Origin of the sequence: Agromyces sp. CCNWLW213 (assembly GCF_037199545.1) — a bacterium.
GTDB lineage: Bacteria > Actinomycetota > Actinomycetes > Actinomycetales > Microbacteriaceae > Agromyces.
In genome coordinates, this window is sequence record NZ_JBBBDX010000001.1 from 197,545 (window position 1) to 220,924 (window position 23,380).

Annotated in this window: 20 protein-coding genes; 9 read left to right on the plus strand and 11 right to left on the minus strand. The window is 72.0% G+C overall.

Annotated features, from left to right (window positions below; translation table 11 throughout):
* Window positions 1-26 precede the first annotated feature (26 nt).
* Window positions 27-782: a polyphosphate--glucose phosphotransferase gene (gene ppgK / locus WBQ80_RS00980; protein ID WP_336570327.1), complete on the minus strand. Its 756-nt coding sequence runs from the start codon at window positions 780-782 to the stop codon at window positions 27-29.
* Between the two features lie 34 nt (window positions 783-816).
* Entirely contained in the window at window positions 817-1,680 is an 864-nt protein-coding gene (map, locus tag WBQ80_RS00985) for a type I methionyl aminopeptidase (RefSeq protein ID WP_336570326.1), read from the minus strand.
* Window positions 1,681-1,691: 11 nt separating this feature from the next.
* On the opposite strand from map, the gene WBQ80_RS00990 reads away from it, so the two are divergent.
* Window positions 1,692-1,877: an SPOR domain-containing protein gene (locus WBQ80_RS00990; protein ID WP_336570325.1), complete on the plus strand. Its 186-nt coding sequence runs from the start codon at window positions 1,692-1,694 to the stop codon at window positions 1,875-1,877.
* Window positions 1,878-1,911: 34 nt separating this feature from the next.
* Here the strand turns inward: WBQ80_RS00990 and panB are convergent, their stop codons facing one another.
* Window positions 1,912-2,799: a 3-methyl-2-oxobutanoate hydroxymethyltransferase gene (gene panB / locus WBQ80_RS00995; RefSeq protein WP_336570324.1), complete on the minus strand. Its 888-nt coding sequence runs from the start codon at window positions 2,797-2,799 to the stop codon at window positions 1,912-1,914.
* Window positions 2,800-2,884: 85 nt separating this feature from the next.
* On the opposite strand from panB, the gene WBQ80_RS01000 reads away from it, so the two are divergent.
* Complete coding sequence (locus WBQ80_RS01000) at window positions 2,885-4,222, plus strand: glutamine synthetase family protein (RefSeq protein WP_336570323.1); 1,338 nt, start codon at window positions 2,885-2,887, stop codon at window positions 4,220-4,222.
* Between the two features lie 13 nt (window positions 4,223-4,235).
* Window positions 4,236-7,250, plus strand: coding sequence for a bifunctional [glutamine synthetase] adenylyltransferase/[glutamine synthetase]-adenylyl-L-tyrosine phosphorylase (locus WBQ80_RS01005; RefSeq protein WP_337282439.1), 3,015 nt, complete (start codon window positions 4,236-4,238; stop codon window positions 7,248-7,250).
* A 111-nt stretch (window positions 7,251-7,361) separates the two neighbouring features.
* On the opposite strand, the gene glnA is transcribed toward WBQ80_RS01005, so the two are convergent.
* Window positions 7,362-8,786 (minus strand): type I glutamate--ammonia ligase, encoded by a 1,425-nt coding sequence (gene glnA / locus WBQ80_RS01010; RefSeq protein WP_336570321.1) that lies wholly within the window; start codon window positions 8,784-8,786, stop codon window positions 7,362-7,364.
* A gap of 137 nt (window positions 8,787-8,923) precedes the next feature.
* Here glnA and WBQ80_RS01015 point away from each other — a divergent pair, with 137 nt between their 5' ends.
* Complete coding sequence (locus tag WBQ80_RS01015) at window positions 8,924-9,358, plus strand: RDD family protein (RefSeq protein ID WP_337282440.1); 435 nt, start codon at window positions 8,924-8,926, stop codon at window positions 9,356-9,358.
* A 52-nt stretch (window positions 9,359-9,410) separates the two neighbouring features.
* On the opposite strand, the gene WBQ80_RS01020 is transcribed toward WBQ80_RS01015, so the two are convergent.
* The 3 genes from WBQ80_RS01020 to lipB all read right to left on the minus strand — a co-directional run bounded on the left by WBQ80_RS01020 (window position 9,411) and on the right by lipB (window position 11,828).
* Window positions 9,411-10,133 carry a DUF4191 domain-containing protein gene (locus WBQ80_RS01020; RefSeq protein WP_336570317.1) on the minus strand — a complete coding sequence of 241 codons (723 nt, stop codon included), beginning with the start codon at window positions 10,131-10,133 and terminating at the stop codon, window positions 9,411-9,413.
* Window positions 10,134-10,194: 61 nt separating this feature from the next.
* On the minus strand, window positions 10,195-11,184 hold the full coding sequence (gene lipA, locus WBQ80_RS01025) for a lipoyl synthase (RefSeq protein WP_336570316.1): 990 nt from the start codon (window positions 11,182-11,184) through the stop codon (window positions 10,195-10,197).
* On the minus strand, window positions 11,181-11,828 hold the full coding sequence (gene lipB / locus WBQ80_RS01030; protein ID WP_336570315.1) for a lipoyl(octanoyl) transferase LipB: 648 nt from the start codon (window positions 11,826-11,828) through the stop codon (window positions 11,181-11,183). The genes lipA and lipB overlap by 4 nt, the downstream gene beginning before the upstream one ends.
* A 113-nt stretch (window positions 11,829-11,941) precedes the next feature.
* On the opposite strand from lipB, the gene WBQ80_RS01035 reads away from it, so the two are divergent.
* Window positions 11,942-13,558: a hypothetical protein gene (locus WBQ80_RS01035; RefSeq protein ID WP_336570314.1), complete on the plus strand. Its 1,617-nt coding sequence runs from the start codon at window positions 11,942-11,944 to the stop codon at window positions 13,556-13,558.
* On the opposite strand, the gene sucB is transcribed toward WBQ80_RS01035, so the two are convergent.
* The 3 genes from sucB to WBQ80_RS01050 form a co-directional block, all read right to left on the minus strand.
* Entirely contained in the window at window positions 13,555-15,210 is a 1,656-nt protein-coding gene (gene sucB / locus WBQ80_RS01040) for a 2-oxoglutarate dehydrogenase, E2 component, dihydrolipoamide succinyltransferase (protein WP_336570313.1), read from the minus strand. The genes WBQ80_RS01035 and sucB overlap by 4 nt on opposite strands.
* A gap of 67 nt (window positions 15,211-15,277) precedes the next feature.
* Entirely contained in the window at window positions 15,278-16,651 is a 1,374-nt protein-coding gene (lpdA, locus tag WBQ80_RS01045) for a dihydrolipoyl dehydrogenase (RefSeq protein ID WP_336570311.1), read from the minus strand.
* 95 nt (window positions 16,652-16,746) lie between these two features.
* Window positions 16,747-18,222 carry a leucyl aminopeptidase gene (locus WBQ80_RS01050; protein WP_337282441.1) on the minus strand — a complete coding sequence of 492 codons (1,476 nt, stop codon included), beginning with the start codon at window positions 18,220-18,222 and terminating at the stop codon, window positions 16,747-16,749.
* Window positions 18,223-18,310: 88 nt separating this feature from the next.
* Here WBQ80_RS01050 and WBQ80_RS01055 point away from each other — a divergent pair, with 88 nt between their 5' ends.
* The 4 genes from WBQ80_RS01055 to WBQ80_RS01070 all read left to right on the plus strand — a co-directional run bounded on the left by WBQ80_RS01055 (window position 18,311) and on the right by WBQ80_RS01070 (window position 22,938).
* On the plus strand, window positions 18,311-19,228 hold the full coding sequence (locus WBQ80_RS01055; protein ID WP_336570309.1) for a proteasome assembly chaperone family protein: 918 nt from the start codon (window positions 18,311-18,313) through the stop codon (window positions 19,226-19,228).
* Window positions 19,229-19,479: 251 nt separating this feature from the next.
* Window positions 19,480-20,946, plus strand: coding sequence for an RNA polymerase sigma factor (locus WBQ80_RS01060; protein WP_336570377.1), 1,467 nt, complete (start codon window positions 19,480-19,482; stop codon window positions 20,944-20,946).
* Between the two features lie 7 nt (window positions 20,947-20,953).
* Entirely contained in the window at window positions 20,954-22,210 is a 1,257-nt protein-coding gene (locus WBQ80_RS01065; RefSeq protein WP_336570308.1) for a MurT ligase domain-containing protein, read from the plus strand.
* Complete coding sequence (locus tag WBQ80_RS01070; protein WP_336570307.1) at window positions 22,207-22,938, plus strand: type 1 glutamine amidotransferase; 732 nt, start codon at window positions 22,207-22,209, stop codon at window positions 22,936-22,938. Before WBQ80_RS01065 ends, WBQ80_RS01070 begins: the two co-directional genes overlap by 4 nt.
* A 118-nt stretch (window positions 22,939-23,056) precedes the next feature.
* Here the strand turns inward: WBQ80_RS01070 and WBQ80_RS01075 are convergent, their stop codons facing one another.
* Entirely contained in the window at window positions 23,057-23,293 is a 237-nt protein-coding gene (locus WBQ80_RS01075; RefSeq protein WP_336570376.1) for a DUF7455 domain-containing protein, read from the minus strand.
* Between the last annotated feature and the right edge of the window lie 87 nt (window positions 23,294-23,380).

Genomic DNA, 23,380 nt, shown 5'->3' on the forward strand with positions numbered 1-23,380 from the left:
CCGGCCGCCACCGCGCCCGCGCCGCCTCAGAAGCGCGCGGCGAGCGCGGCCGCGCCCAGGAGCCCGGCGTTGTTGCGGAACGCGGCCGGGACGATCGGCGTCGTCAGCGACAGCAGCGGCAGGAACTCCCGGTGGTGCTTCGACACCCCGCCGCCCACCACGAACAGGTCGGGGCTGAAGAGGAACTCGACGTGCGAGTAGTACCGCTGCAGCCGCTCGGCCCACTCGGTCCAGGACAGGTCCTCGCGCTCCATGGCCGAGTACGCCGCCCGGTCCTCGGCATCGTGACCGTCGAGCTCGAGGTGGCCGAGCTCGGTGTTGGGCACCAGGACGCCGTCGTACACGAAGGCCGACCCGATGCCCGTGCCGAGGGTCGTCAGGATGACGAGGCCCTGCTCGCCCCTCGCCGCGCCGAACCGGGACTCGGCGTAGCCGGCGGCATCCGCGTCGTTGATGAAGTGGATCTCGGTGCCGAGCTCGTGCTCGAAGAGCCGCTCGGCCTCGAGGCCGATCCACTCCTCGGAGATGTTCGCCGCGGAGAGCGTGCGGCCGTGCTTCACGATCGCGGGGAAGCAGACGCCCAGCGGAAGCGACGTGTGGCCCTGCTCGGCGATGGTCGCGAGCAGTTGTGCGGTGGCCTCGAGGATGTCGGCCGGCCGCCCGCCCTTCGGCGTCTTGACCTTCACGCGCTCGGTGACGAGCTCGCCCGTGCCGAGGTCGACGACCGCGCCCTTGATGCCCGTGCCGCCGATGTCGATGCCGATCGCCCGCTCAGTCGCCATGGCGTCACCCTATCGCGGGGCGTACGGCCGACGTTCAGGGCAGGGTCAGGATCTCCGCCCCGCGATCGGTCACGACGAGCGTGTGCTCGAACTGCGCGGTGAGCGAGCGGTCGCGGGTCACCACCGTCCAGTCGTCGCTCCAGAGGTCCCACTCGGTCGTGCCGAGCGTGAGCATGGGCTCGATCGTGAACACCATGCCGGGCTCGAGCACCGTCGTCGCGGCCGGGTCGTCGAAGTGGGGGATCACGAGCCCGGTGTGGAAGGCGCGACCGACGCCGTGGCCCGTGTAGTCGCGCACGACGCCGTAGCCGAAGCGCTTCGCATACGACTCGATCGCCCGGCCGATCACGTTCACACGGCGCCCGGGGGCGACAGCGCGGATGCCGCGGGCCAGTGCCTCCCGCGTGCGCTCCACGAGCAGCGTCCTCTCCTCGTCGGCCTCGCCGACGACGAACGTGTGGTTGAGGTCGCCGTGGTACCCGTCGAGGTAGGCGGTCACGTCGATGTTGACGAGGTCGCCCTCCTCGAGCACCGTGTCGTCGGGGATGCCGTGGCAGATCACCTCGTTGACCGAGGTGCACGACGACTTCGGGTAGCCGCGGTAGCCGAGCGTCGACGGGTAGGCACCGTGGTCGACCACGTACTCGTGCGCGATCCGGTCGAGCTCGTCGGTCGTCGCGCCGGGGCGGATGGCGGCGGCCGCGGCCCCGATCGCTCCGGCCGCGACGCGTCCTGCCGCGCGGATCAGCTCCACCTCGTCGGGCGAGTAGCGGTCGCCGCCGGTGTTCGGCGAGGGCGCTGCACGCCCGACGTACTCGGGCCGCGGGATGGACGCCGGCACCGCGCGCGCGGGCGACAGGCGGCCGGGGATCAGAAGGCCGGCGGGGTCCTTGGGCATAGGATCAGCCTATGTCGCGAGACACCGAGCATCAGTTCTGGTACAACCTCACGTCCGGCGAGGTCGAGGAGGGCATGGTCTCCCCGGCCGTCGAGCGCGTGGGTCCCTTCGAGACGCGTGCCGAGGCCGAGCACGCGCTCGAGATCCTCCGCGCGAACAGCGCCAAGTGGGCCGAGGAGGAGGCCGCCGAGGAGTGAGCGCACCGCGCCGCGCCGGCTGAGCCGGCCCGGTTCAGTAGGAGTGCTCCTCGGTCGGGTACGCCCCCGACGCGACATCCGCCCGCCACGCCGTCGCCGCCTCGCTGAGGACGCCCGCGAGGTTCGCGTACTGCTTGACGAACTTCGGGATGCGGCCCGTGGTGAGCCCCGCCCAGTCGGTCCACACGAGCAGCTGGCCGTCGCAGTGCGGGCCGCCGCCGACCGAGATCGTCGGGATGTCGAGCATCTCGGTGACCTGGCGTGCCGCGTCGGCCGGCACCATCTCGAGCACGACCGCGAAGGCACCCGCCTCCTGCACCGCCTCGGCGTCGGCGAGCAGCTGCTTGATCCCATCGCCGCGGCCCTGGATGATGTGGCCGCCCAGGCCGTGCTCGCTCTGCGGCGTGTAGCCGATGTGCGCCATGACCGGGATGCCGGCGCCGACGACGCGGCGGATCTGCTTGTGGCTGCGTTCGCCGCCCTCGAGCTTGACCGCGTGGGCGCCCGTCTCCTTCATGAACCGGATGGCGGTCCGCAGCGCCTCGTCGGGACCATTCTCGTACGACCCGAAGGGCATGTCGGCGACCACGAACGCGCGCTGCACCGCGCCGGCCACCGCGCGGGTCAGCGGGACGAGCTCGTCGAGCGTGACGGGGAGGGTCGTCTCGTAGCCGAGGACGTTGTTCGCCGCCGAGTCGCCGACCAGCAGGAAGTCGATCCCCGCCTCGTCGAAGATCCGCGCGGTGAGCGCGTCGTAGCTCGTGAGGCCCGTGATCTTGATGCCCTCGCGCTTGGCGTTCTGGAAGTGCCTCGTGCGGACCCGCTTCGGCCCCGGCGCGGACTTCGCGGCCCCGCCGTAGGGGTTCTCGGCGGGCTCGCTCGCGCTGTCGGATGCGGCCTCGTTCGATGCGTGCTCGGACATGTCGCAAGTCTGGCACACGTGACATCCCCTCGATCTGGCGGGCCGGTGCGACCCAGTACGCTGAGAGCATCGAGGAAGGGTGTGCATGGACAAGCAGCGCGACTTCGTTCTCCGGACCATCGAAGAACGCGGGGTCAAGTTCGTCAGGCTGTGGTTCACCGACGTCGTGGGCACGCTCAAGTCGGTCGCCATCGCACCGGCCGAGGTCGAGGGCGCCTTCACCGAGGGCATCGGATTCGACGGCTCGGCGATCGAGGGGCTGAGCCGCACGTTCGAGTCCGACCTGCTCGCCTTCCCGGATCCGACGACGTTCCAGACCCTGCCGTGGCGCGGCGACATCGATCCGACCGCGCGCATGTTCTGCGACATCACGACGCCCGACGGCGAGCCGGCGATGGCCGACCCGCGCAACGTCCTGAAGCGCACGCTCGCGCGCGCCGCCGACCGCGGCTTCACCTTCTACACGCACCCCGAGATCGAGTTCTACCTGCTCAAGTCGAGCAAGTACGGCCCCGAGGGACCGCAGCCGGTCGACTCCGCGGGCTACTTCGACAACGTCCCGGGCGGCACCGCGCACGACTTCCGGCGCCGATCGGTCCGCATGCTCGAAGACCTGGGCATCTCGGTGGAGTTCAGCCACCATGAGGCGGGCCCCGGCCAGAACGAGATCGACCTGCGCTACGCCGACGCCCTCACGACGGCCGACAACATCATGACCTTCCGCACGGTCGTCAAGGAGGTGGCGATCGAGCAGGGCGTGTACGCGACGTTCATGCCGAAGCCGTTCTCCGACAAGCCCGGCTCGGGCATGCACACGCACCTCTCGCTCTTCGAGGGCGACGCGAACGCGTTCTACGAGGCCGGGTCGCAGTACCAGCTCTCGAAGATCGGCCGCCAGTTCATCGCCGGCCTCCTCGTGCACGCCAACGAGATCACAGCCGTCACGAACCAGTTCGTCAACTCGTACAAGCGGCTCTGGGGCGGCGACGAGGCGCCGAGCTTCGTGTGCTGGGGCCACAACAACCGTTCCGCGCTCGTTCGGGTGCCGCTGTACAAGCCCGGCAAGGGCCAGAGCGCGCGCGTCGAGTACCGCGCGATCGATTCGGCCGCGAACCCCTACCTGGCGTTCTCGCTCCTGCTCGCCGCGGGCATGAAGGGCATCGAGGAGGGCTACGACCTGCCCGCCGAGGCGGAGGACGACGTGTGGGCCCTCACCGACAGCGAGCGGCGGGCGCTCGGCTACCGGCCCCTCCCGGCGAGCCTCGATCACGCCATCGAGTACATGGAGGAGTCCGAGCTCGTCGCCGACACCCTCGGCGAGCACGTCTACAACTACGTGCTCGCGAACAAGCGCGCCGAATGGCGCGACTATCGTTCGCAGGTCACCCCCTTCGAGCTCCAGCGCAACCTCGAGATCCTCTGACGAACGGCGACGGATGACGCGTCAGGCCCCGATGCTCGGTGCGCTCGCGCGTGCCGGGTTCGCCGACCTCGACCGCGCGGCTCGCGAGTCGACCGCGCTCTCCGATGGCGCCGGCGTCCCGCTGGACGGCCTCATCGAGGCGTTCGCGGGCGCGGCGGACCCCGACCAGGCGCTCGCGGAACTGCGCCGCCTCATGGAACGCGCGCCGGACGAGGTCACGGCCCTGCTGGCCGACGACGGGTCGCGCGACCGCGCGGCGCGACTGCTCGGTGCGTCCCGGGGATTCGCCGACTACCTGCTCCGCAACCCCGACCAGCTCGCGGTGCTCCGCACGCCGGCCCCGACGCCGCCCGGAGCCGAGGCTGCCGCGGCCGAGCTCGTCGACGCCGTGGCATCCGTCGAGGCGCGCGGCGCCGACCTGATCGACGCCGGCGCGCGCGTGCTGCGGGTGCGGTACCGACGGCTGCTCGCCCAGGTCGCACTGTGGGACCTGACGCAGCCCGACGCGGTGGACGCGGTCGACACCGTCGCCGCCGGACTCGCCGACCTCGCCGGCGCCGCGCTCGAGGCGGCGCTGCTCCTCGCGCGGCGCGTCGTGGCGCGCGAACCCGGTGAGCCCGCCGCGCCCGGACGGTACCCGGTATCCGAGGTCTCGGCCACGCGGCTCGCCGTCATCGGCATGGGCAAGTCGGGTGCGCGCGAGCTGAACTACGTGAGCGACGTCGACGTGATCTTCGTCGCCGAGTCCGCCGACGAGGACGCGGCCCCGACCCCGCGCGCCCTCGACATCGCGACGCGGCTCGCGATGCTCGTCATGCGGGTCATCGGGGAGCCGGGCATCGAGCCGCCGCTGTGGGAGGTCGACCCCGACCTCCGCCCGGAGGGCAAGGACGGCGCCCTCGTGCGCACGCTCGACTCGCACCTGCAGTACTACGACCGGTGGGCGAAGAGCTGGGAGTTCCAGGCGCTCCTGAAGGCGCGTCCGCTCGCCGGCGACGCGGAGCTCGGGGCACGGTACGCCGCGGGGGTCGCCCCGAAGGTCTGGTCGAGCTCCTCGCGCGAGGGCTTCGTCGAGTCCGTGCAGCGCATGCGCGAGCGCGTGACGGAGCACATCCCCGCCGACGAGGTCGACGTCCAGCTGAAGCTCGGGCCCGGCGGCCTGCGCGACATCGAGTTCACGGTCCAACTGCTCCAGCTCGTGCACGGCGCGACGGACGACGCCGTCCGCCAGCCCGGCACCATCCCCGCGCTGGCCGCCCTCGCCGAGCACGGCTACGTCGGGCGCGAGGAGGCGGCGGAGTTCTCGCGCGACTACCGGATCCTCCGGGTGCTCGAGCATCGCCTCCAGCTGGCGCGACTGCGGCGCACGCACCTGATGCCGACGGATCCCGCCGACACCCGCACCCTCGCCAGGGCGTCCGGACTCGGGCGGACCGCCGAGGAGCTCACCACGCTCTGGCAGTCCACCCGGCGCCGCGTGCGCGGCCTCCACGAGCGGTTGTTCTACCGCCCGCTGCTGTCGGCAGTCGCGGCGCTGCCCGCGGACGGGCTCGGTCTCACGAGCGACCAGGCCGCGGCGCGCCTCGCCGCGATCGGCTTCCGCGACCCGAAGGGCGCCCTCGCGCACATCGGCGCGCTGACGGCCGGCGTCTCCCGCCGGGCCACCATCCAGCGCCACCTCATGCCCGTGCTCATCTCCTGGTTCGCCGAGGGCACCGACCCCGACTACGGCCTGCTCGCCTTCCGGCGCATCAGCGACACGCTCGGCACGACCCACTGGTACCTCCGCCTGCTCCGGGACTCCTCGGACGCGGCGCTGCGCCTCACGCGCGTCCTGGCCGGCTCGAGGTTCGCGGGCGAGCTCCTGGAGCGCATCCCCGAAGCCGTGGCCTGGCTCGAGGACGTCGCCGAGCTCCGGCCACGTCCGCTCGCGGCACTGCGCGACGAGGTGGGCGCCGTCCTCGCGCGCCACGCCGACCTCGAGCCGGCCGCGAAGGTGCTGCGCGCGATGCGCCGCCGCGAGGTGCTCCGGCTCGCGCTCGCCGGCATGCTCGACGCGTGCACGGTCGAGGAGCTCGGCCACGGCCTGAGCGACGTCGTCGAGGCGCACATCGACGGGCTCGTCCGCGCCATCCGCCGCGGCGACGACGGCATCGAGTTCGCGGTGATCGGCATGGGCCGGTTCGGCGGCCGGGAGCTCGGCATCGGCTCCGATGCCGACATCCTCTACGTCTACCGGGCCGCCGGTGCCGAGCCGGATGCCGCGCACACCCGTGCGCTGAAGGTGGTCTCGGAGCTCGTGCGCGTGAGCGAGGACGCACGGCTGCCGTTCGAGCTCGACGCGAACCTCCGCCCGGAGGGCCGCAACGGCGTCGTCGCCCGCTCGCTCGACGCGTACCGCGCGTACTACGCGCGCTGGTCCCTGACCTGGGAGGCCCAGGCGCTGCTCCGCGCCCGCGGCGTCGCGGGGGACCCAGCGCTCATCGACGACTTCACCGCCCTCGCCGACACCGTCCGGTACCCCGAGCGGATCGCCGAGCGGGAGGTGCGCGAGGTCAAGCGCATCAAGGCGCGCGTCGAGAGCGAGCGGCTGCCCCAGGGCGCCGATCCGACGCGTCACCTGAAACTGGGCCGCGGGTCGCTGAGCGACGTGGAATGGTACGTCCAGCTCGTCCAGCTCGAGCATGCCGCGCGCGTGCCGTCGCTCCGGACGACGTCGACGCTGGAGGCGCTCGGCGCGGCGGTCGAGGCCGGACTCGTCGAACGCGCCGACGCCGAGACCCTCCGGGCGGCGTGGATCTTCGCGTCCCGCGCGCGCTCGGCGCTCACGCTGTGGCTCGACAGGACGACCGACGTGCTGCCCGTCGAGCGCACGCAGCTCGAGGGCGTCGCGCGCATCATGGGGTACCCGCCCGGTTCCGGCGCCGAGCTCGAGGACGACTACCTGCAGGTCACGCGGCGCGCGCGAGCGGTGTTCGAACGGGGCTTCTACGGCGTCGAACCGAAGCGCGAACCGACGCGCGGCTGAGTCGCCCGACAGGCCGCCGCGTCCCGCACCGCGGCACCCGGCCGGACGTCACGAGGGCCCGTGCCGCATCGCGACACGGGCCCTCGCCTCTCCTGGGGGGTGGGAGAGGGACTAGACGCCGTAGTACAGCTCGAACTCGAACGGGTGCGGACGCTGCGCGAGCGGCTTGAGCTCCTTCTCGCGCTTGTAGTCGATCCACGTCTCGATGAGCTCCTTGGTGAACACGCCGCCCTCGAGGAGGAAGTCGTGGTCGGCCTCGAGCGCGTCGAGGGCCTCGCCGAGCGACGCCGGCACCTGCGGGATCGACTTGGCCTCCTCCGGGGGAAGCTCGTAGAGGTCCTTGTCGACCGGCTCGTGCGGCTCGATGCGGTTCTTGATGCCGTCGAGGCCCGCCATGAGCTGGGCGGCGAACGCGAGGTACGGGTTGCCCGAGGCATCCGGAGCACGGAACTCGATGCGCTTGGCCTTCGGGTTCGTCCCGGTGATCGGGATGCGGATCGAGGCCGAGCGGTTACCGGCCGAGTAGACCAGGTTGACGGGCGCTTCGAAGCCGGGCACCAGGCGGTGGTACGAGTTCACCGTCGGGTTGGTGAACGCGAGCACGGCCGGGGCGTGCTTCAGGATGCCGCCGATGTACCAGCGCGCGATGTCGGACAGGCCGCCGTAGCCGGCCTCGTCGTAGAACAGCGGCGTGCCGTCGTTCCACAGCGACTGGTGGGTGTGCATGCCCGAGCCGTTGTCGCCGAAGAGCGGCTTCGGCATGAACGTCGCAGTCTTGCCCCACTCGTTCGCGGTGTTCTTGACGATGTACTTGAACTTGAGGATGTCGTCGGCGGCGTGGACCATCGTGTCGAACTTGTAGTTGATCTCGCCCTGACCGGCGGTGCCCACCTCGTGGTGCGACCGCTCGACCTCGAGGCCCACCTCGATGAGCTTCAGCACGATGTCGTCGCGGAGGTCGGCATGCTGGTCGACGGGCGAGACGGGGAAGTACCCGCCCTTGTACGGGGTCTTGTTGGCGAGGTTGCCGCCCTCTTCGACGCGGCCCGAGTTCCAGGCGCCCTCGCTCGAGTCGACGAAGTAGGAGCTCGAGTGCTGGTTCACCTCGTAGCGCACATCGTCGAAGATGTAGAACTCCGCCTCGGGCGCGAAGAACGCGGTGTCGGCGATGCCGGTCGAGGCGAGGTACTTCTCGGCCTTCTTGGCGACCTGGCGCGGGTCCTTCGCGTAGATCTCTCCGTTGCGGGGGTTGTAGATGTCGAACACCATGACCAGCGTGCGCTCCGCGCGGAACGGGTCGACGTACGCCGTCGAGACGTCCGGGATGAGCTGCATGTCGGACTCGTGGATCGACGCGAACCCGCGGATCGAGGAGCCGTCGAACAGCTGGCCGACGGTGAAGAAGTCCTCGTCGACGGTGGCGGCCGGGATGTTGAAGTGCTGCTGCACACCCGGGAGGTCGGTGAAACGGATGTCGAGGAACTTGACGTCCGTCTCCTTGATGAACTTGAGGACTTCGGAAGAATCACTGAACATGTGACGATGCTCCAAGGCGGGTTGGGGGGCGAGACGCAGTCGTTCGACCGCTCACGACGGTAGCCGGACGCCGTTTCCCGACCGTGACGCGGATGTTTCCGCCGTGTTACGCCGCCGCGCCTCGGTAGAATCGTCCGGTGAGCCAGCCCCCCGCCGACCCGTCCGGAGACCTCGAGCCGAGCCGGTACCCGGGGGAGCGGCTCGGACTCCCCGAGGAGGGGGCCGGTTCGGTGGCCCGCTTCGGCCGCCGGTTCACGGCACTCCTCGTCGACTGGGCGATCGCGAACGTCATCGCGCTGCTCGCCGGCCCGTACGCGTCGAACGAGCAGTCCTGGGCGACGCTCGGCCTGTTCGCGCTCATGCAGGTGCTCTTCATCCCGACCATCGGGGGAAGCATCGGCCACCGGGCGCTGGGGCTCCGGGTCGTGCCGCTCGGCGGCGGCTGGGTGGGCGCGTGGCGACCCGTCGTGCGCACCCTGCTCCTCGTCGTCGTGATCCCCGCGGTCATCTGGGACTCCGACCAGCGGGGGCTGCACGACCGGGCCGCGGGAACGGTGCTCATCCGCGGCTGAGACGACGGCGGCATCCGTTCGGGTGAACGGATGCCGCAGGCAGGTCGCCGGGTCAGCGCATCTTGCCGCGCTGGGGCCGGACCTTCATCGGGTCGATGCCCTTCGGGATGGGCAGCGAGGCCTGCAGCGAGTTCAGGCGGTTCGTCACCGCGAGCACCTCGGGCTTCGTCAGCGTCCGCTTCATCTTGCGCAGAGTGCCGGGGAGCCGGTGCAGCTCGACCGAGCCCTCCTCGTGCCCCACGGAGAGCAGCGAGACGGGCACGTTCGGCAGGACACGCGAGATCTTGCGCTTCTCGTCGTCGAGCATGCGAGTCGTGCGGGAGCGGGGGCCCTCGCTGATGAGGACGACGCCGCCCCGCCCGACGGCCCGGTAGACCGCATCCTGCGTCTTGCCGTTCACCGCGACGGGCATCTCGTTGCCGACCCATCCGCCGCGCAGGCCGCTGCGGAGGACCGCGCCGACCGCGCCCGGCTGCCCCTCGATCTGCGAGTACGCGGCGCGCTCGGCGCGCCGACCGAGGATGACGAGGGCGATCAGCAGGCCCGCGAGCACGCCCGACACGATCCAGAGGGCGATCGTGAATCCGTTGCCCTCGGACAGCCACAGCGCCAGGCCGAGGGTCACGAGGATCGGCAGCAGGAAGCCGAGGAGCATGAGCCACTGGGCGCTCGAGTCGTAGCGGCGGGTCATCTGGAAGACCTGCCACATCTGCTTCATGCGGCCGGGCTCCTTGCGGGGCTTGGGGGCGGACCCGGCGTCCTTGGTGCGTGCCATGCGTCAAGGATACCGGCGGCGGGCGGGCCGTTCCGACCGCGTGGCGGCCCGCCCGACCGGCTCAGCCGACCGCCTGCGCGAACCCGAGCGACTCGTCGGCCAGGTGCGACAGCTCGGGCGGCAGCGCGCGGCCCTTGGCGCGCATCGACTGCGCCCACAGGCGTCCCGCCCGGTACGACGAGCGGACGAGCGGACCGGCGAGGACGCCGAGGAACCCGATCTCCTCGGCCTCGGCCTTGAGTTCGACGAACTCCTCCGGCCGGACCCAGCGGGCGACCGGGAGGTGACGCGGGCTCGGACGGAGGTACTGGGTGACCGTGATGATGTCGGTACCGGCGTCGTGCAGGTCGCGGAGCGCCTGCGAGACCTCGGCCCGCTCCTCGCCCATCCCGAGGATGAGGTTCGACTTGGTGATGAGCCCCGCGTCACGACCCTGCGTGACGACGTCGAGCGAGCGCTCGTAGCGGAACGCCGGGCGGATGCGCTTGAAGATGCGCGGGACCGTCTCGACGTTGTGCGCGAACACCTCGGGACGCGCCGAGAAGACCTCGCCCAGCAGTTCCGGCCGGCCCGAGAAGTCGGGCACGAGGATCTCGACCCCGGTGCCCGGCGACTGGGCGTGGATCTGCCGGATGGTCTCGGCGTAGAGCCATGCTCCCTCGTCGGGCAGGTCGTCGCGAGCGACGCCGGTCACGGTCGAGTAGCGCAGCTGCATCCGCACCACCGACTCGGCGACCCGCCGCGGCTCGTCGACGTCGTAGTCGGCCGGCTTGCCGGTGTCGATCTGGCAGAAGTCGCAGCGCCGCGTGCACTGCGAGCCGCCGATCAGGAAGGTCGCCTCGCGGTCCTCCCAGCACTCGTAGATGTTGGGGCATCCGGCCTCCTGGCAGACCGTGTGCAGATCCTCGCCCTTGACCAGCTGCTGGAGCTGCCGGTACTCGGGGCCCATCTTCGCCCGCGTCTTGATCCACTCGGGCTTGCGTTCGATCGGCGTCTGCGCATTGCGGACCTCGAGGCGCAGCATCCGCCGCCCCGCGGGATCGGCGCTCATGCCGCGACTCCTTCGGCCGGCGCGAACTCCGCGTCCAGGCGCGACCGCACGGCCTCGACGACGTCGGCCGGGGACACGGTGCGACCGAGCACCTGCGACATGGTCGTGACGCCCGCGTCGCGGATGCCGCAGGCGACGATCCGGCCGTAGGGCTCGAGCGAGTTCGAGCAGTTCAGCGCGAAGCCGTGCATCGTGACGCCGTCGGCGACGCGGATGCCGATCGCGGCGATCTTCTCCTCGAGGCCGCCGCGGATGATCCAGACACCCGAGCGGCCCTCGATGCGGCGGCCCTCGATGCCGAACCCCGCGAGGACGTCGATGAGGACGGCTTCGAGCCGTCGGACGTAGCCGACCACGTCGATGGGTTCCGCCAGGCGCAGGATCGGGTAGCCGACGAGCTGCCCCGGCCCGTGCCAGGTGATCTTGCCGCCCCGATCGACGTCGACGACGGGGGTGCCGTCGGTCGGACGTTCGTCGGGAGCGGTCCGCTTGCCGGCGGTGTACACCGGCTCGTGTTCGAGGAGGATGACGGTGTCCGGTCGATCACCGGAGACCACCGCCTGATGGACGGCGCGCTGGAGGGAGAGGCCCTCGCTGTACGGCACGGAGTTGGCGCTTAGCCCCGTGACGACGTAGTCGAGCATGCCGCCAAGTCTAGGCGGGCGACCGGTCCTCCCCAGCACGGTGCTCGCCCCTCCCGTCAGTCCCGAGGAGGTTCGGGGTCCCGTCGCGGGCCGAGTCGCGCAGGATCGGTCGCATGCCCGTCTTCCCGCGACGACACCCGGATCGCACCGCGCCTGCGGTCGCCGCGCGCGACCCTCGAGGCCGCCGGAGCTCCCGCGAGGTCACCGCGACCGCGGACTCGGCGGAGCGGGGTCCGGGTGAGGGCGCGATCGCCGGCTATCGGCTCGTGCGGCGCCTCTCCGCGGGTGAGCGTGCCGACGTGTACCTCGCCGTCGTGGACGGCGCCCGGCGTCCGATGGCCGAGGGCGAGGAGGTCGCACCGGCGTCACCGCTCGTCGTCATGCGCGTCTACGGTCCCGAGGCCGACGACGACGCCATCACGACCGAGATCGAGGCGATGGAGGCGGATGTCACGGGGACCCTGCCGGAACTGCTCGACGTCGCGAACGTCGGCGACGGCCGGGCATGCCTCGTGGTCGAGCGCGTGACGGGCAGGCCGCTGTCCGAGATCCTCGCTGCCGGCGGCCTCGTCCCGGGCCAGGTCGTCACCGCCCTCGCGCCCATCGTCGTCGCCGTGCAGGGACTCGGGGACCGCGGGTTCGTGCACCGCCGCCTCGCCGCGTCGGACATCCGCATCGAGGACTCGGGCCGGCCTCGCCTGCTGGGCCTGGGTGCCCTGTGCCGCCTCGATGCGATGGCCACGGCACGAGACCGGGTCGCCGCGACCCGCGAGGGCCACGCGGCGATGCTGCGGCTCACCGAGGACGTGGTCGCGGCATGCACCGATCGGGCCGCCTTCGACGGCCTGCTCCGGATCGTGCGCGCCGCCGTCGGGGCGCGACCGTTCCGACGCGCGGAAGCCGACATCGAGCGCGCGCTGTTCGCGGTGGCGCCGGCCCTTCCCATCGTGATGCCGGCCGATCACGTGCGCGCGTCGGCGACCCCGATCCGCATGTCCGTGGACCGGATCGGCGCCGAGCCCCACGGCCTCGATGCGCAGTGCGTCGAACCCGAGGCCGACACGATGCGCGACGCGCGGCTCGGACGGTGGGGCGCCCTGGCGCAACTGCCGACGGCCGCGATCGACGAGCTGGCCACCGCACTCGACACGGATCCGCGCGTGCGCGTCATGCGCCGGCTGGCGGCCTGGGCGGCCCGACGCCGGCCGGCACTCCTCACGGGGGGACTGGTCGGGGCTGCGGCGCTGGTCGCGCTGCTCTCGGCGGTCCCGCCCTCCTCGGCCGAGGACGCGACGGCGGCGGATTCGGTGACCCGATCGTCGGTCGAGGAGGCCGGCGGACCGGGGAGCGCAGCCGACTCGACGCCCCGGTCGGACGATGCCCGAGCTCCGGAGCGGGTCCCCGACCTCGGAGCACTGCCGGACGACCCGGTCGCGGCGGCGGCCGCCCTGCTCGAGATCCGGCAGACCTGCCTGGCGTCCCGCGACGCGGAGTGCGTCCTGGCCGTCGCTCAGCCCGGCTCGCCGATCGCCGCGCGGGACGGCGCGACGATCCAGGCGGGTGAGGAGCCGACTCCCGGCGAGGCGGACCTCGCGGCGATCACCGTCGCGGCCGACCTGGGCGATGCGGTGGTGCTGACCGTGCCGTGGGCGGAGGCGGGACGCGAACCGGCCTCGCTCCTGATGATGCGGAGCGAGGCCGGTTGGCGTCTACGGGAATGGTTCGACTAGATGCCGAGGTCGCCCTCGAAGTCGCCCTCCTCGAGTCGGGCCTTGACGGCCGTGAGGAACCGCGCCGCGTCGGCGCCGTCGATGATCCGGTGGTCGTACGACAGAGCGAGGTACACCATCGAACGGATCGCGATCGCGTCCGAGCCGTCCTCCGAGATCACGACGGGTCGCTTCACCACGATGCCGGTGCCGAGGATCGCGGTCTGCGGCAGGAAGACGACGGGCGTGTCGAACAGCGCGCCGCGCGACCCGGTGTTGGTGAGCGTGAACGTGCCGCCGGCCAGCTCGTCGGGCTTGAGCTGGTTGTTCCGCGTGCGCTCGGCGAGATCGGCGATCTGCTTCGAGAGACCGGCGAGGTCGAGTTCACCCGCGTCGCGCACGACCGGCGTGAGCAGGCCGCGCTCGGTATCGACCGCGATGCTGAGGTTCTCGCGCTCGGGGTAGACGATCGACTCGCCGTCGACGGTCGAGTTGATGATCGGGTACGCGCGGAGCGCCTCGACGGCGGCGAGGGCGAAGAAGGGGAGGAACGAGAGCTTCGTCCCGGTCTTCTCGAGGAACTCGCCCTTCACGCGGTCGCGGAGACGTGCGACCCGCGTGACGTCGACCTCGACCACCGAGGTGAGCTGCGCGGTCGACTGCATCGAGACGACGGCACGCTCGGCGACGACCTTGCGCAGGCGGGTCATCGGCTGGGTGGTGCCGCGCAGCGGCGACGTCTCCAGGGGCTGGCGCGCGGGGGCCGCCTCGGCGGCGGTCGCCGCGGGGGCCGAGCCGGCCGAGAGCACGTCCTGCTTGCGGATCCGACCTCCCACTCCGGTGCCCTGCACCGACGCGAGGTCGACGCCCTGCTCGTTCGCGAGCTTGCGGACGATCGGCGTGACGTAGCCCGACGGGCCGGCGTGTGCGCCACCCGACGGCGCCGCAGCGGGCTGCTCGGCGGGGGCCTGCTGGGCCGGTGCCTGGGGCGCCGGGGCCGGTGCCGCAGGCGCCGCCTCGGGCTGCGCCGGGGTGGGCGCGGCCTGCGGAGCCGGCTGCGCCTCAGCTGCCGGCTGGGCCTGCGGTGCGGGCTGGGCCTGCGGTGCGGAAGCGGGCTGGGCAGGAGCCTGCTGCGCCGGAGCCGGCTCGGCAGGGGCAGCGCTCTCGGCGGCGGGGGACGGCGACTCGTAGCCGCCGAGCTCGGCCGGGGCCGCGGACGGCTGCGGGGCGGTGGCCGGAGCCGCCGGGGGAGCCGCGGGAGCCTGGTCGGCGGGCGGGGTCGCAGGAGCGGACGGCTGCTCGACCGGCGAGGCGGTCGGGGCCTCGGCCGGCTGCGCCTGAGCCGCGGGCTGCGCCTCGGCGGCGGGCTGCGCCTCGGCGGCGGGCTGCGCCTCGGCGGCGGGCTGCGCCTCGGCGGGCGCGGCCCCGGCTCCGGAGCCGTCACCGATGGTGACCAGCGCGGTGCCCACCTCGACGGTCTCGTCCTCCTGGACGAGGATCGCCTCGATGACGCCCGCCACGGGCGACGGGATCTCGGTGTCGACCTTGTCGGTCGAGACCTCGAGCAGCGGCTCGTCGACCTCGACACGGTCGCCCACGTTCTTCAGCCAGCGGGTGACCGTGCCTTCCGTGACACTCTCACCGAGTGCCGGCAGGCTGACGGATTCGCTCATGCGCTTGTCTCCTTCACAGCGTGTGACGCGTTCTAGCTTATTGCAGTCGTGTTTCGGCAGCCGGGGGTCAGAGCGCGTGGAGCGGCTTGCCGGCGAGCTTCAGGAAGGCCTCGCCGAGCGCCTCGTTCTGAGTCGGGTGCGCGTGCAGGAGCGGCGCGATGTCCTCGGGGTACGCCTCCCAGTTCACCGCGAGCTGGGCCTCGCCGATGAGCTCGCCGACCCGGGCGCCGATCATGTGGACGCCGACGACGGGACCGTCGTTCACGCGGACGACCTTGATCGACCCGCTCGTCTCGAGGATGTGGCTCTTGCCGTTGCCGGCGAGGTTGTACTCGTACGACGACACCTGGTCGGCACCGAACTTCTCGGCGGCCTTCGCCTCGGTGTAGCCGATGGAGGCGACCTCGGGCTCGCAGTACGTGACCTTGGGGATGTTCACGTCCTCCACCACGATCGGGTTGAGTCCCGCGATCTCCTCGGCGACGAAGATGCCCTGCTGGAAGCCGCGGTGCGCGAGCTGGAGGCCCGGGACGATGTCGCCGACGGCGTAGACGCCCGGGACGCTCGTGCGGAGGCGCTCGTCGGTGATGACGAAGCCGCGGTCGATCGTGACGCCGGCCTCCTCGTATCCGAGGTTCGCCGTGACCGGGCCGCGGCCGACGGCCACGAGCAGCAGCTCGGCCTCGACCGTGTCGCCGTTCTCGAGGGTGACGACGACGCCGTCCTCGTGCTGGCTCACGCCCTGGAAGCGCACGCCGAGCTTGTAGTCGATGCCGCGCTTGCGGAAGGCGCGCTCGAGCTGCTTGGAGATCGACTCCTCCTCGTTCGGCACGAGGTGGGGGAGCGCCTCGATGATCGTCACGTCGGCGCCGAAGGACTTCCACACGCTCGCGAACTCGACGCCGATCACGCCGCCGCCGAGGACGGCGACCTTCTTCGGCACGAAGTCGAGTTCGAGCGCCTGCTCGCTCGTGATGACCCGGCCGCCGATCTCGAGGCCGGGGAGCGACCGGGAGTACGAACCGGTCGCCAAGACGACGCTCTTGCCCACGAGGCGCTGGTCGCCGACCTGGACCGCGTTGGCGGCGACGAGGCGGCCCTCGCCTTCGACGACGGTGATGCCGCGGGCCTTCACGAGGCCCTGCAAGCCCTTGTACTTGCTCGCCACGATGCTCTCGCGGTACTTGGTGACCGCCGGCACGTCGATGCCCTCGAAGGTCGAGCGCACGCCGAACTTCGCCGACTCGCGCGAGTTGTCCGCGACCTCGGCCGCGTGGAGCAGCGCCTTCGTCGGGATGCACCCGCGGTGGAGGCACGTGCCGCCGAGCTTGTCCTTCTCGACGAGGGCCACGCTGAGGCCCAGCTGCACGGCACGCAGCGCGGCCGCATAGCCCCCGCTGCCGCCTCCGAGGATGACGAGGTCAAAGTTCTGCTCGGACAAACCGGAATCTCCCTTGCGCGTCGGATCTGCGGCGAGAACTGCCCCGGCTGGTGGCCGGGCAGGCTGCACGGGCGGTGATCGCCCCTATGACCTTACTACCTGGCCGAGAGCTGCTCGCCCAGCGCGACGAGGGTGCGGACGGCCGCCCCGGTCGCGCCCGGACCGGTGTGGCCCCAGGGGGATCCGGTGTTGAACGACGGGCCTGCGATGTCCAGGTGCGCCCACGGGATGCGGGGCGCGTCGTCGCCATCCCGACGGCCCACGAACTCCTGGAGGAACACGCCGGCGAGCAGCATCCCCGGCACCACGGTGCCGAGCTTCGTGTTCGCCAGGTCGGCCACGTCGGACTTGAGCAGCGACGTGAGGTCGGACGGGAGGGGCATCGGCCACACGGCCTCGCCCGCGGCATCCGCGGCCCGTCGCACCTCGGCGACGAGATCGTCGTCGCCCATGAGCCCGCAGATGCGGTTGCCCAGCGCCACGACCTGCGCACCCGTGAGCGTGGCGACGTCGACGATCGCGTCGGGCTGCTCCTCGCTCGCCGCGGCGAGCGCGTCGGCCATGACGAGGCGGCCCTCGGCATCGGTGTTGAGCACCTCGACGGTGGTGCCGCCCTTCATGCGGATCACGTCGTTGGGCCGGGTCGCGTGACCCGACGGCATGTTCTCGGCGAGGCACAGCCAGCCGGTGACGCGCACGGGGACCTCGAGCTCGGCGAGGGCCACCATCGCCGAGAGCACGGCGGCGGCGCCCGCCATGTCGGACTTCATGCCGACCATCGACGCTCCGGGCTTCAGCGAGAGGCCGCCCGAGTCGAAGGTGATGCCCTTGCCGACCAGGGCGAGGTGCACGGATGCCGCGGCCGGGGCGTACTCGAGGCGCACGAGACGCGGCGGGCGTGCGGAGCCGCTGCCCACGGCCGCGATCCCCGCGAAGCCCTCCGCCGCGAGGGCCGCCTCGTCGAGGACCCGCACGCCGATGCCGACGGCGGACGCCGCGTCCGCGGCGAGCTCGGCGAGCACGGACGGCGACAGGTCGTTCGGCGCGGCGTTCACGAGGTCCTTGGTGCGCGCGACGGCAGCCACGGTCGCTCGCACGCGCTCCAGCCGCACGGCCTTCGCGTCGTGCTCGGCGTGGAGGACGACGCGCTCCGGGCCGTCGGGGGCGTCGCGGTAGCGCGTGAAGGCGTAGGCACCGAGACCGGCGCCCTCGAGCGCGGCCTCCGCCGCATCCGCGGGTGCGTCCGCGGGGACCGCGACGGCGATCGCGGTCGCCGTCGCGACGGCGCGGGATCCGGCGCCCGCGGCGAGGCGGAACGCCGCGGCATCCGTCGTCTCGCCCAGGCCGCAGGCCACGACGAGGCGCGCGGAGTCGCCGGGGGAGACGAGTCGCACGGCCTCGTCGGTGCCGCCCTTGGCCCCGAGCGTCGACAGCGCGCCCGCGACCCACTCGAATCCGGCCGGCGCGAGCGACTCGGCGCCTTCGGCCGTGCGGCGCGCGAAGACGAGGACCGCATCGGCCTCGGAGTCGGAAGGGGGTGCGGTGCTGAGTTCGAGGCTGGGAACGGGCATGGATCCGATCGTAGGTGTTCGCTGTGGGCACCACGTCCGTCGTCCTGCATCCGGCCGGAGGCGCCCGCGTCGTCAGTAGCCTTGAGGCATGCGCGATCCCCGCTCCCTCTACGAGATCGACGACGCGGTCGAGGTGCCCTCCGGCCTCCCGCTCGTCGCCGGGCTCACCGGCTTCGCCGACGCCGGCGGGGCGGTCGCGCAGACGACCGAGTACCTGCGCTCCACGCTCGAGACCACCGTCGTCGCCGCGTTCGACGCCGACGAGCTGCTCGACTACCGTGCGCGTCGGCCGATCATCCTCTTCCAGGAGGACCACCTCACCGACTACCGACCGCCGCGGCTCTCGCTCGACCTGGCCCGCGACGAGCTCGGCCAGCCCTTCCTGCTGCTCACCGGCTTCGAGCCCGACTTCCAGTGGGAGCGCTTCGGCGCCGCGGTGCTCGAGCTCATCGACCGCTTCCAGGTCGGCTCGACCACCTGGATCAACGCGATCCCCATGCCCGTGCCGCACACGCGGCCGATCGGCGTGACCGTGAGCGGCAACCGGTCCGAGCTCGTCGAGGCGATGTCGGTGTGGCGTCCCACGACCCAGGTGCCGGCGAACGCGCTGCACCTCGTCGAGTTCCGCCTGCAGGAGCGCGGTCATCCGACGACCGGGTTCGTGCTGCTCGTGCCGCACTACCTCTCCGACACGGAGTACCCGACGGCGGCGGTCGCGGCGCTCGAGGCCGTCACCGCCTCGACGGGCCGCATCTTCCCGACCGACGCGCTGCGCGAGCAGGGCCGCGACTTCATCGCGCGCATCGACGAGCAGGTCGCCGAGAACGGTGAGCTCGCCAAGCTGGTGCATGCGCTCGAGGAGCGGCACGACGCGTACATGGAGGGCACGACGCTCCGATCGCCGCTCACCGCCGAGGACGGCGAGCCCCCCTCGGCGGACGAGATCGCGGCGGAACTCGAGAAGTTCCTCGCCTTCCGGCGCAACCGCGACGACGAACGCGAGTGAGGCCCCCGAGGGGAATGCGGGACGGAGCCCGGACGTTGTACACGGCGATGGGCACGACGCGCCCGATTCCGGCGGTGTCGCGGGACGGCAGACGCGTGCGGGCCCTGTATAATAGGGGGAAGGACCCGTTCTGGTCCGCTGTGCGGCTCGCGCTGCATCCGACGCGGACTTGACATGGGTCCTCATCGTGTCCGAAATCGCCGGATCGCGACGTTCTCCGCGTGTCCGAGCTTCGGGCACCGCGCGCGACGGTGAGGAAGAGGTTCAAACGCATGGCAACCAAGGCCACCACGGCGGCGACCGACGAGGCCGAGGCGACGACCGCCGCCGGCTCGACGTCGAAGCGCACCAGCGCGACGAAGAAGACCACCGCGGCCAAGGCCGCGCCGAAGTCCGCCTCGACGAAGTCGGCCGAGGCGACGGATGCCGCTGCCCAGTCGACGCCGGCGAAGGGCAAGCGCGCCGCCACCGCCTCGAAGACCCCGCGGACCGCGACGGCGAAGGCCGCGACGGCGAAGTCCGCGAAGGCCGCCGGGGGCGACGCCGTCGACGAGGCGGAGGTCGAGCCCGAGGAGCTCGACGACGCCGAGGTCGACGCGACCGAGGTCGACGCGACCGAGGTCGACGCGACCGAGGTCGCCGACGTGACCGACGAGGCTCCCGCCGACGAGGTCGCCGTGCCCGTCGAGGACGAGGAGGAGGCCAAGCCCATCCCGGCCGAGCCGCACCCCACCGGCGCCCTCGTGCTCCGTGCGTCCGACGACGAGGACGAGATCCCGGTCTACTCGACGACGATCACCGGTGCCACCGCCGACCCGGTGAAGGACTACCTCAAGCAGATCGGAAAGGTCGCGCTGCTCAACGCGGCCGAAGAGGTCGAGCTCGCGATGCGCATCGAGGCGGGCCTCTTCGCCGAGGAGAAACTCTCGCACATGTCGGACGCCGAGAAGAAGTCCCAGCTCGGCCGCGAGCTGCAGTGGGTCGCGCGCGACGGCCAGCGAGCCAAGAGCCACCTGCTCGGCGCGAACCTGCGTCTCGTGGTGTCGCTCGCCAAGCGCTACACGGGTCGCGGCATGCAGTTCCTCGACCTCATCCAGGAGGGCAACCTGGGTCTCATCCGCGCGGTCGAGAAGTTCGACTACACCAAGGGCTTCAAGTTCTCCACGTACGCCACGTGGTGGATCCGCCAGGCGATCACGCGCGCGATGGCCGACCAGGCCCGCACCATCCGCATCCCGGTGCACATGGTCGAGGTCATCAACAAGCTCGCCCGCGTGCAGCGGCAGATGCTGCAGGACCTGGGCCGCGAGCCCACGCCGGAGGAGCTGTCGAAGGAACTCGACATGACCCCCGAGAAGGTCATCGAGGTCCAGAAGTACGGCCGCGAGCCCATCTCGCTGCACACCCCGCTCGGTGAGGACGGCGACAGCGAGTTCGGCGACCTCATCGAGGACACCGAGGCGGTCGTCCCGGCCGACGCCGTGGGGTTCACGATGCTGCAGAAGCAGCTCGAGTCGCTGCTCGACTCGCTGAGCGAGCGCGAGGCCGGGGTCATCCGCATGAGGTTCGGGCTCGGCGACGGCATGCCGAAGACGCTCGACCAGATCGGCGACACGTTCGGCGTCACGCGCGAGCGCATCCGCCAGATCGAGTCGAAGACGATGGCGAAGCTGCGCCACCCGTCGCGTTCCCAGTCGCTGCGCGACTACCTCGAGTAGGCCCGCGGTGAGGTACGCGCCGGCGATCCTCGTCGGCCGGCTCGTCAGGTTCGCCGCCCGGTTGCGCAAGCCGGGCGGCGGCTCCGCGGTGCCGGGCCTGGTCGTCAACCGCATCGCGCCCGGCTACCTGAAGACGACGCTCTCCGGTTTCCCCGAGGGCCTCGTGGTGGTCTCGGGGTCCAGCGGCAAGTCCACGACCACCAAGATGCTCGTCGCGATCCTGCGTGCGCACGGCGAGCGCGTGTTCACGAACCCCTCCACGGCGAACATCAGCCAGGGCCTCACGTCGGCCCTCCTCGAGCAGGCCGATTGGCGCGGTCGCGTCCCGGGCGACGTCGCGGTGCTCGAGATGGACGAGGGGCACGGCGCGCTCGTCATGCAGGGCGTCGACGCGCGCGTCGTCGCGCTGACCAACGTGATGGTCGACCAGATCGACCGCTTCCACGACTCCGAGATGGTCGCGGGCATGCTCGCGCGCATCGCCGACCGCGCGCACGAGGCCGTCGTGGTGAACGCCGACGACGCCTACCTGGAGCGCCTCGCCGCGGCGATGCGGCCGGGCGTCGAGGTCCGGCGCTTCGGAGTGTCCGACACGGTCCTCGCGGCGGCGCCGCGCGGGCTCGGGCACACCGAGACGAGCCGCGAGCGGCTCGATCCCGGCGACGGCGTGGTCGTGGCCTCCGTCGACGGGGCGTCGACCGTGCTGGCCGACGGCGAGAGGACCGTCGCCGTGCGGCTTCCCGCCCGCGGCACGCACTACGCCGTCGATGCCGCCGCGGCGTACGCCACCGCGAAGCAGGTGCTGGGTGAGCGGTTCTCCGCGGAGACCGCCGTCGCGGCGTTGAGCGCCATCCCCGCGGTGTTCGGTCGCGGCGAGCGCGTGACGGTGCGCGGCCAGGAGGTCGACTTCGTGCTCGTCCAGAACCCGGCGAGCTACCAGCTCAACGTCGACAGCATCGCGCCTGGCACCGAGCAGATCCTGTTCGCGATCGGGTCGGACGTCCGCGACCCCTCGTACTTCTGGCCCGTGGACGCCTCGTCCCTCCGCCGTGTCGCGATCGTGAGCGGGTCGAAGTCCGCCGAGGCGGCCCTCATGCTGGCGTACGACGGCGTCGAGATCGAGCGCGTCGAACCGGACCTGTCCCGGGCCCTCGACGACTTCCTCGCCGCCCCGGCGCCGGCATCCGGGATCAAGACCATCGTCTTCTCGGCCGACGCCATGCGCCGCACGCGCGCCCACCTCGGACTCACCGGAGCGGAATGACCCTCACCATCGTCTCCCTGCTGCCGTCGCTGCAGAACACCAACGGCGACGCCGAGAACGCGGCCGTGCTCGCGCAGCGTGCGGCCTGGGCCGGACTCGAGGCCCGCGTGGTCGCGGTGGAGTCGGCGGCCGACCTGCCCGCGGGCGCCGACGCCGTCGTGCTCGGGTCGGGCAGCGACGCGTCGCTCGAGATCGGCCGCGAGCGCCTGCTGGGGCTCATCGACGAGCTCCGGCGCTGGGGCACCGAGGGCGTGCCGATCCTGGCGGTCGGCACGGGCTGGGAGCTGCTGAGCTGGGGCATCGAGCGCGCCGACGGATCGAGCGTCGAGGGACTCGGCATCGTCGCGGGCCGCGGCGTGCCGCGCCCGACCCGCATCACCGGCGACCTCGTCGTGCAGGTGCCGCGCATCGGCCTCCTCGTCGGATTCGAGAACCACGCACGCGACTACGTGGGCGCCGAGGCGTCCCCGCTCGGCCGCGTTCGGGCCGGCACCGGGAACGGGCGGGGTTCCGGCCAGGAGGGCGTGCGGATGGGCGACGTCATCGGCACCCACCTGCACGGACCGGTCCTCGCCAAGAACCCGGCCCTGGCCGACGCGATCCTGGAGCGGATGTGCGAACGGGCCGGCCTCGCGTACGTGCCCGGCGAGCGGACGGCCGTGGTCGACGCGTACGCGGAGGCTGCGCGCCAGGCGCAGCTGCGGGCCACCGGGGTCGGCGCCGGCTAGGTCTCGCGGCATCCACTCCTGCGGCCCGGCACGGTGCGGGCCCACCGAACCACGAGGGCCCACCGAACGGCGGAACGCCCCGGATGGCTCCGGGGCGTTCGCGTTGCCTGGGACGCGCTCAGTCGCGCGTGTCGGTGAGGAGCCGGCTCGACTCGTCGTGCCAGCTGTGGGCGATCTGCGAGAGCTTCTCCTCGTGCTTGCGGCCGTGGTGGGCGCAGAACAGGAGTTCGCCGCTCGCGACGACCACGCGGATGTAGGCTTGCGCGCCGCACGCATCGCAGCGGTCGAGGGCCGTGAGCTCGTGGGGGGTGTCGAGTTCGTCGACCGCACCGGCGGTGTCGGTGTACTGGTTCATGGCGCCTCCTCCGTAGCTCACGATCCGTTCCTTCGTTCCTCAATCAAAACACGCGCAGGCCTGCGAACCTTCCGTGCGGGCCCGCAT

Excerpts from the sequence above, each read along its gene's own strand:
- ppgK (WP_336570327.1), bottom strand. The coding sequence starts at position 782 with ATGGCGACTGAGCGGGCGATCGGCATCGACATCGGCGGCACGGGCATC.
- map (WP_336570326.1), bottom strand. The coding sequence starts at position 1,680 with ATGCCCAAGGACCCCGCCGGCCTTCTGATCCCCGGCCGCCTGTCGCCC.
- WBQ80_RS00990 (WP_336570325.1), top strand. The coding sequence starts at position 1,692 with ATGTCGCGAGACACCGAGCATCAGTTCTGGTACAACCTCACGTCCGGC.
- panB (WP_336570324.1), bottom strand. The coding sequence starts at position 2,799 with ATGTCCGAGCACGCATCGAACGAGGCCGCATCCGACAGCGCGAGCGAG.
- WBQ80_RS01000 (WP_336570323.1), top strand. The coding sequence starts at position 2,885 with ATGGACAAGCAGCGCGACTTCGTTCTCCGGACCATCGAAGAACGCGGG.
- WBQ80_RS01005 (WP_337282439.1), top strand. The coding sequence starts at position 4,236 with ATGACGCGTCAGGCCCCGATGCTCGGTGCGCTCGCGCGTGCCGGGTTC.
- glnA (WP_336570321.1), bottom strand. The coding sequence starts at position 8,786 with ATGTTCAGTGATTCTTCCGAAGTCCTCAAGTTCATCAAGGAGACGGAC.
- WBQ80_RS01020 (WP_336570317.1), bottom strand. The coding sequence starts at position 10,133 with ATGGCACGCACCAAGGACGCCGGGTCCGCCCCCAAGCCCCGCAAGGAG.
- lipA (WP_336570316.1), bottom strand. The coding sequence starts at position 11,184 with ATGAGCGCCGATCCCGCGGGGCGGCGGATGCTGCGCCTCGAGGTCCGC.
- lipB (WP_336570315.1), bottom strand. The coding sequence starts at position 11,828 with ATGCTCGACTACGTCGTCACGGGGCTAAGCGCCAACTCCGTGCCGTAC.
- WBQ80_RS01035 (WP_336570314.1), top strand. The coding sequence starts at position 11,942 with ATGCCCGTCTTCCCGCGACGACACCCGGATCGCACCGCGCCTGCGGTC.
- sucB (WP_336570313.1), bottom strand. The coding sequence starts at position 15,210 with ATGAGCGAATCCGTCAGCCTGCCGGCACTCGGTGAGAGTGTCACGGAA.
- WBQ80_RS01050 (WP_337282441.1), bottom strand. The coding sequence starts at position 18,222 with ATGCCCGTTCCCAGCCTCGAACTCAGCACCGCACCCCCTTCCGACTCC.
- WBQ80_RS01055 (WP_336570309.1), top strand. The coding sequence starts at position 18,311 with ATGCGCGATCCCCGCTCCCTCTACGAGATCGACGACGCGGTCGAGGTG.
- WBQ80_RS01070 (WP_336570307.1), top strand. The coding sequence starts at position 22,207 with ATGACCCTCACCATCGTCTCCCTGCTGCCGTCGCTGCAGAACACCAAC.
- WBQ80_RS01075 (WP_336570376.1), bottom strand. The coding sequence starts at position 23,293 with ATGAACCAGTACACCGACACCGCCGGTGCGGTCGACGAACTCGACACC.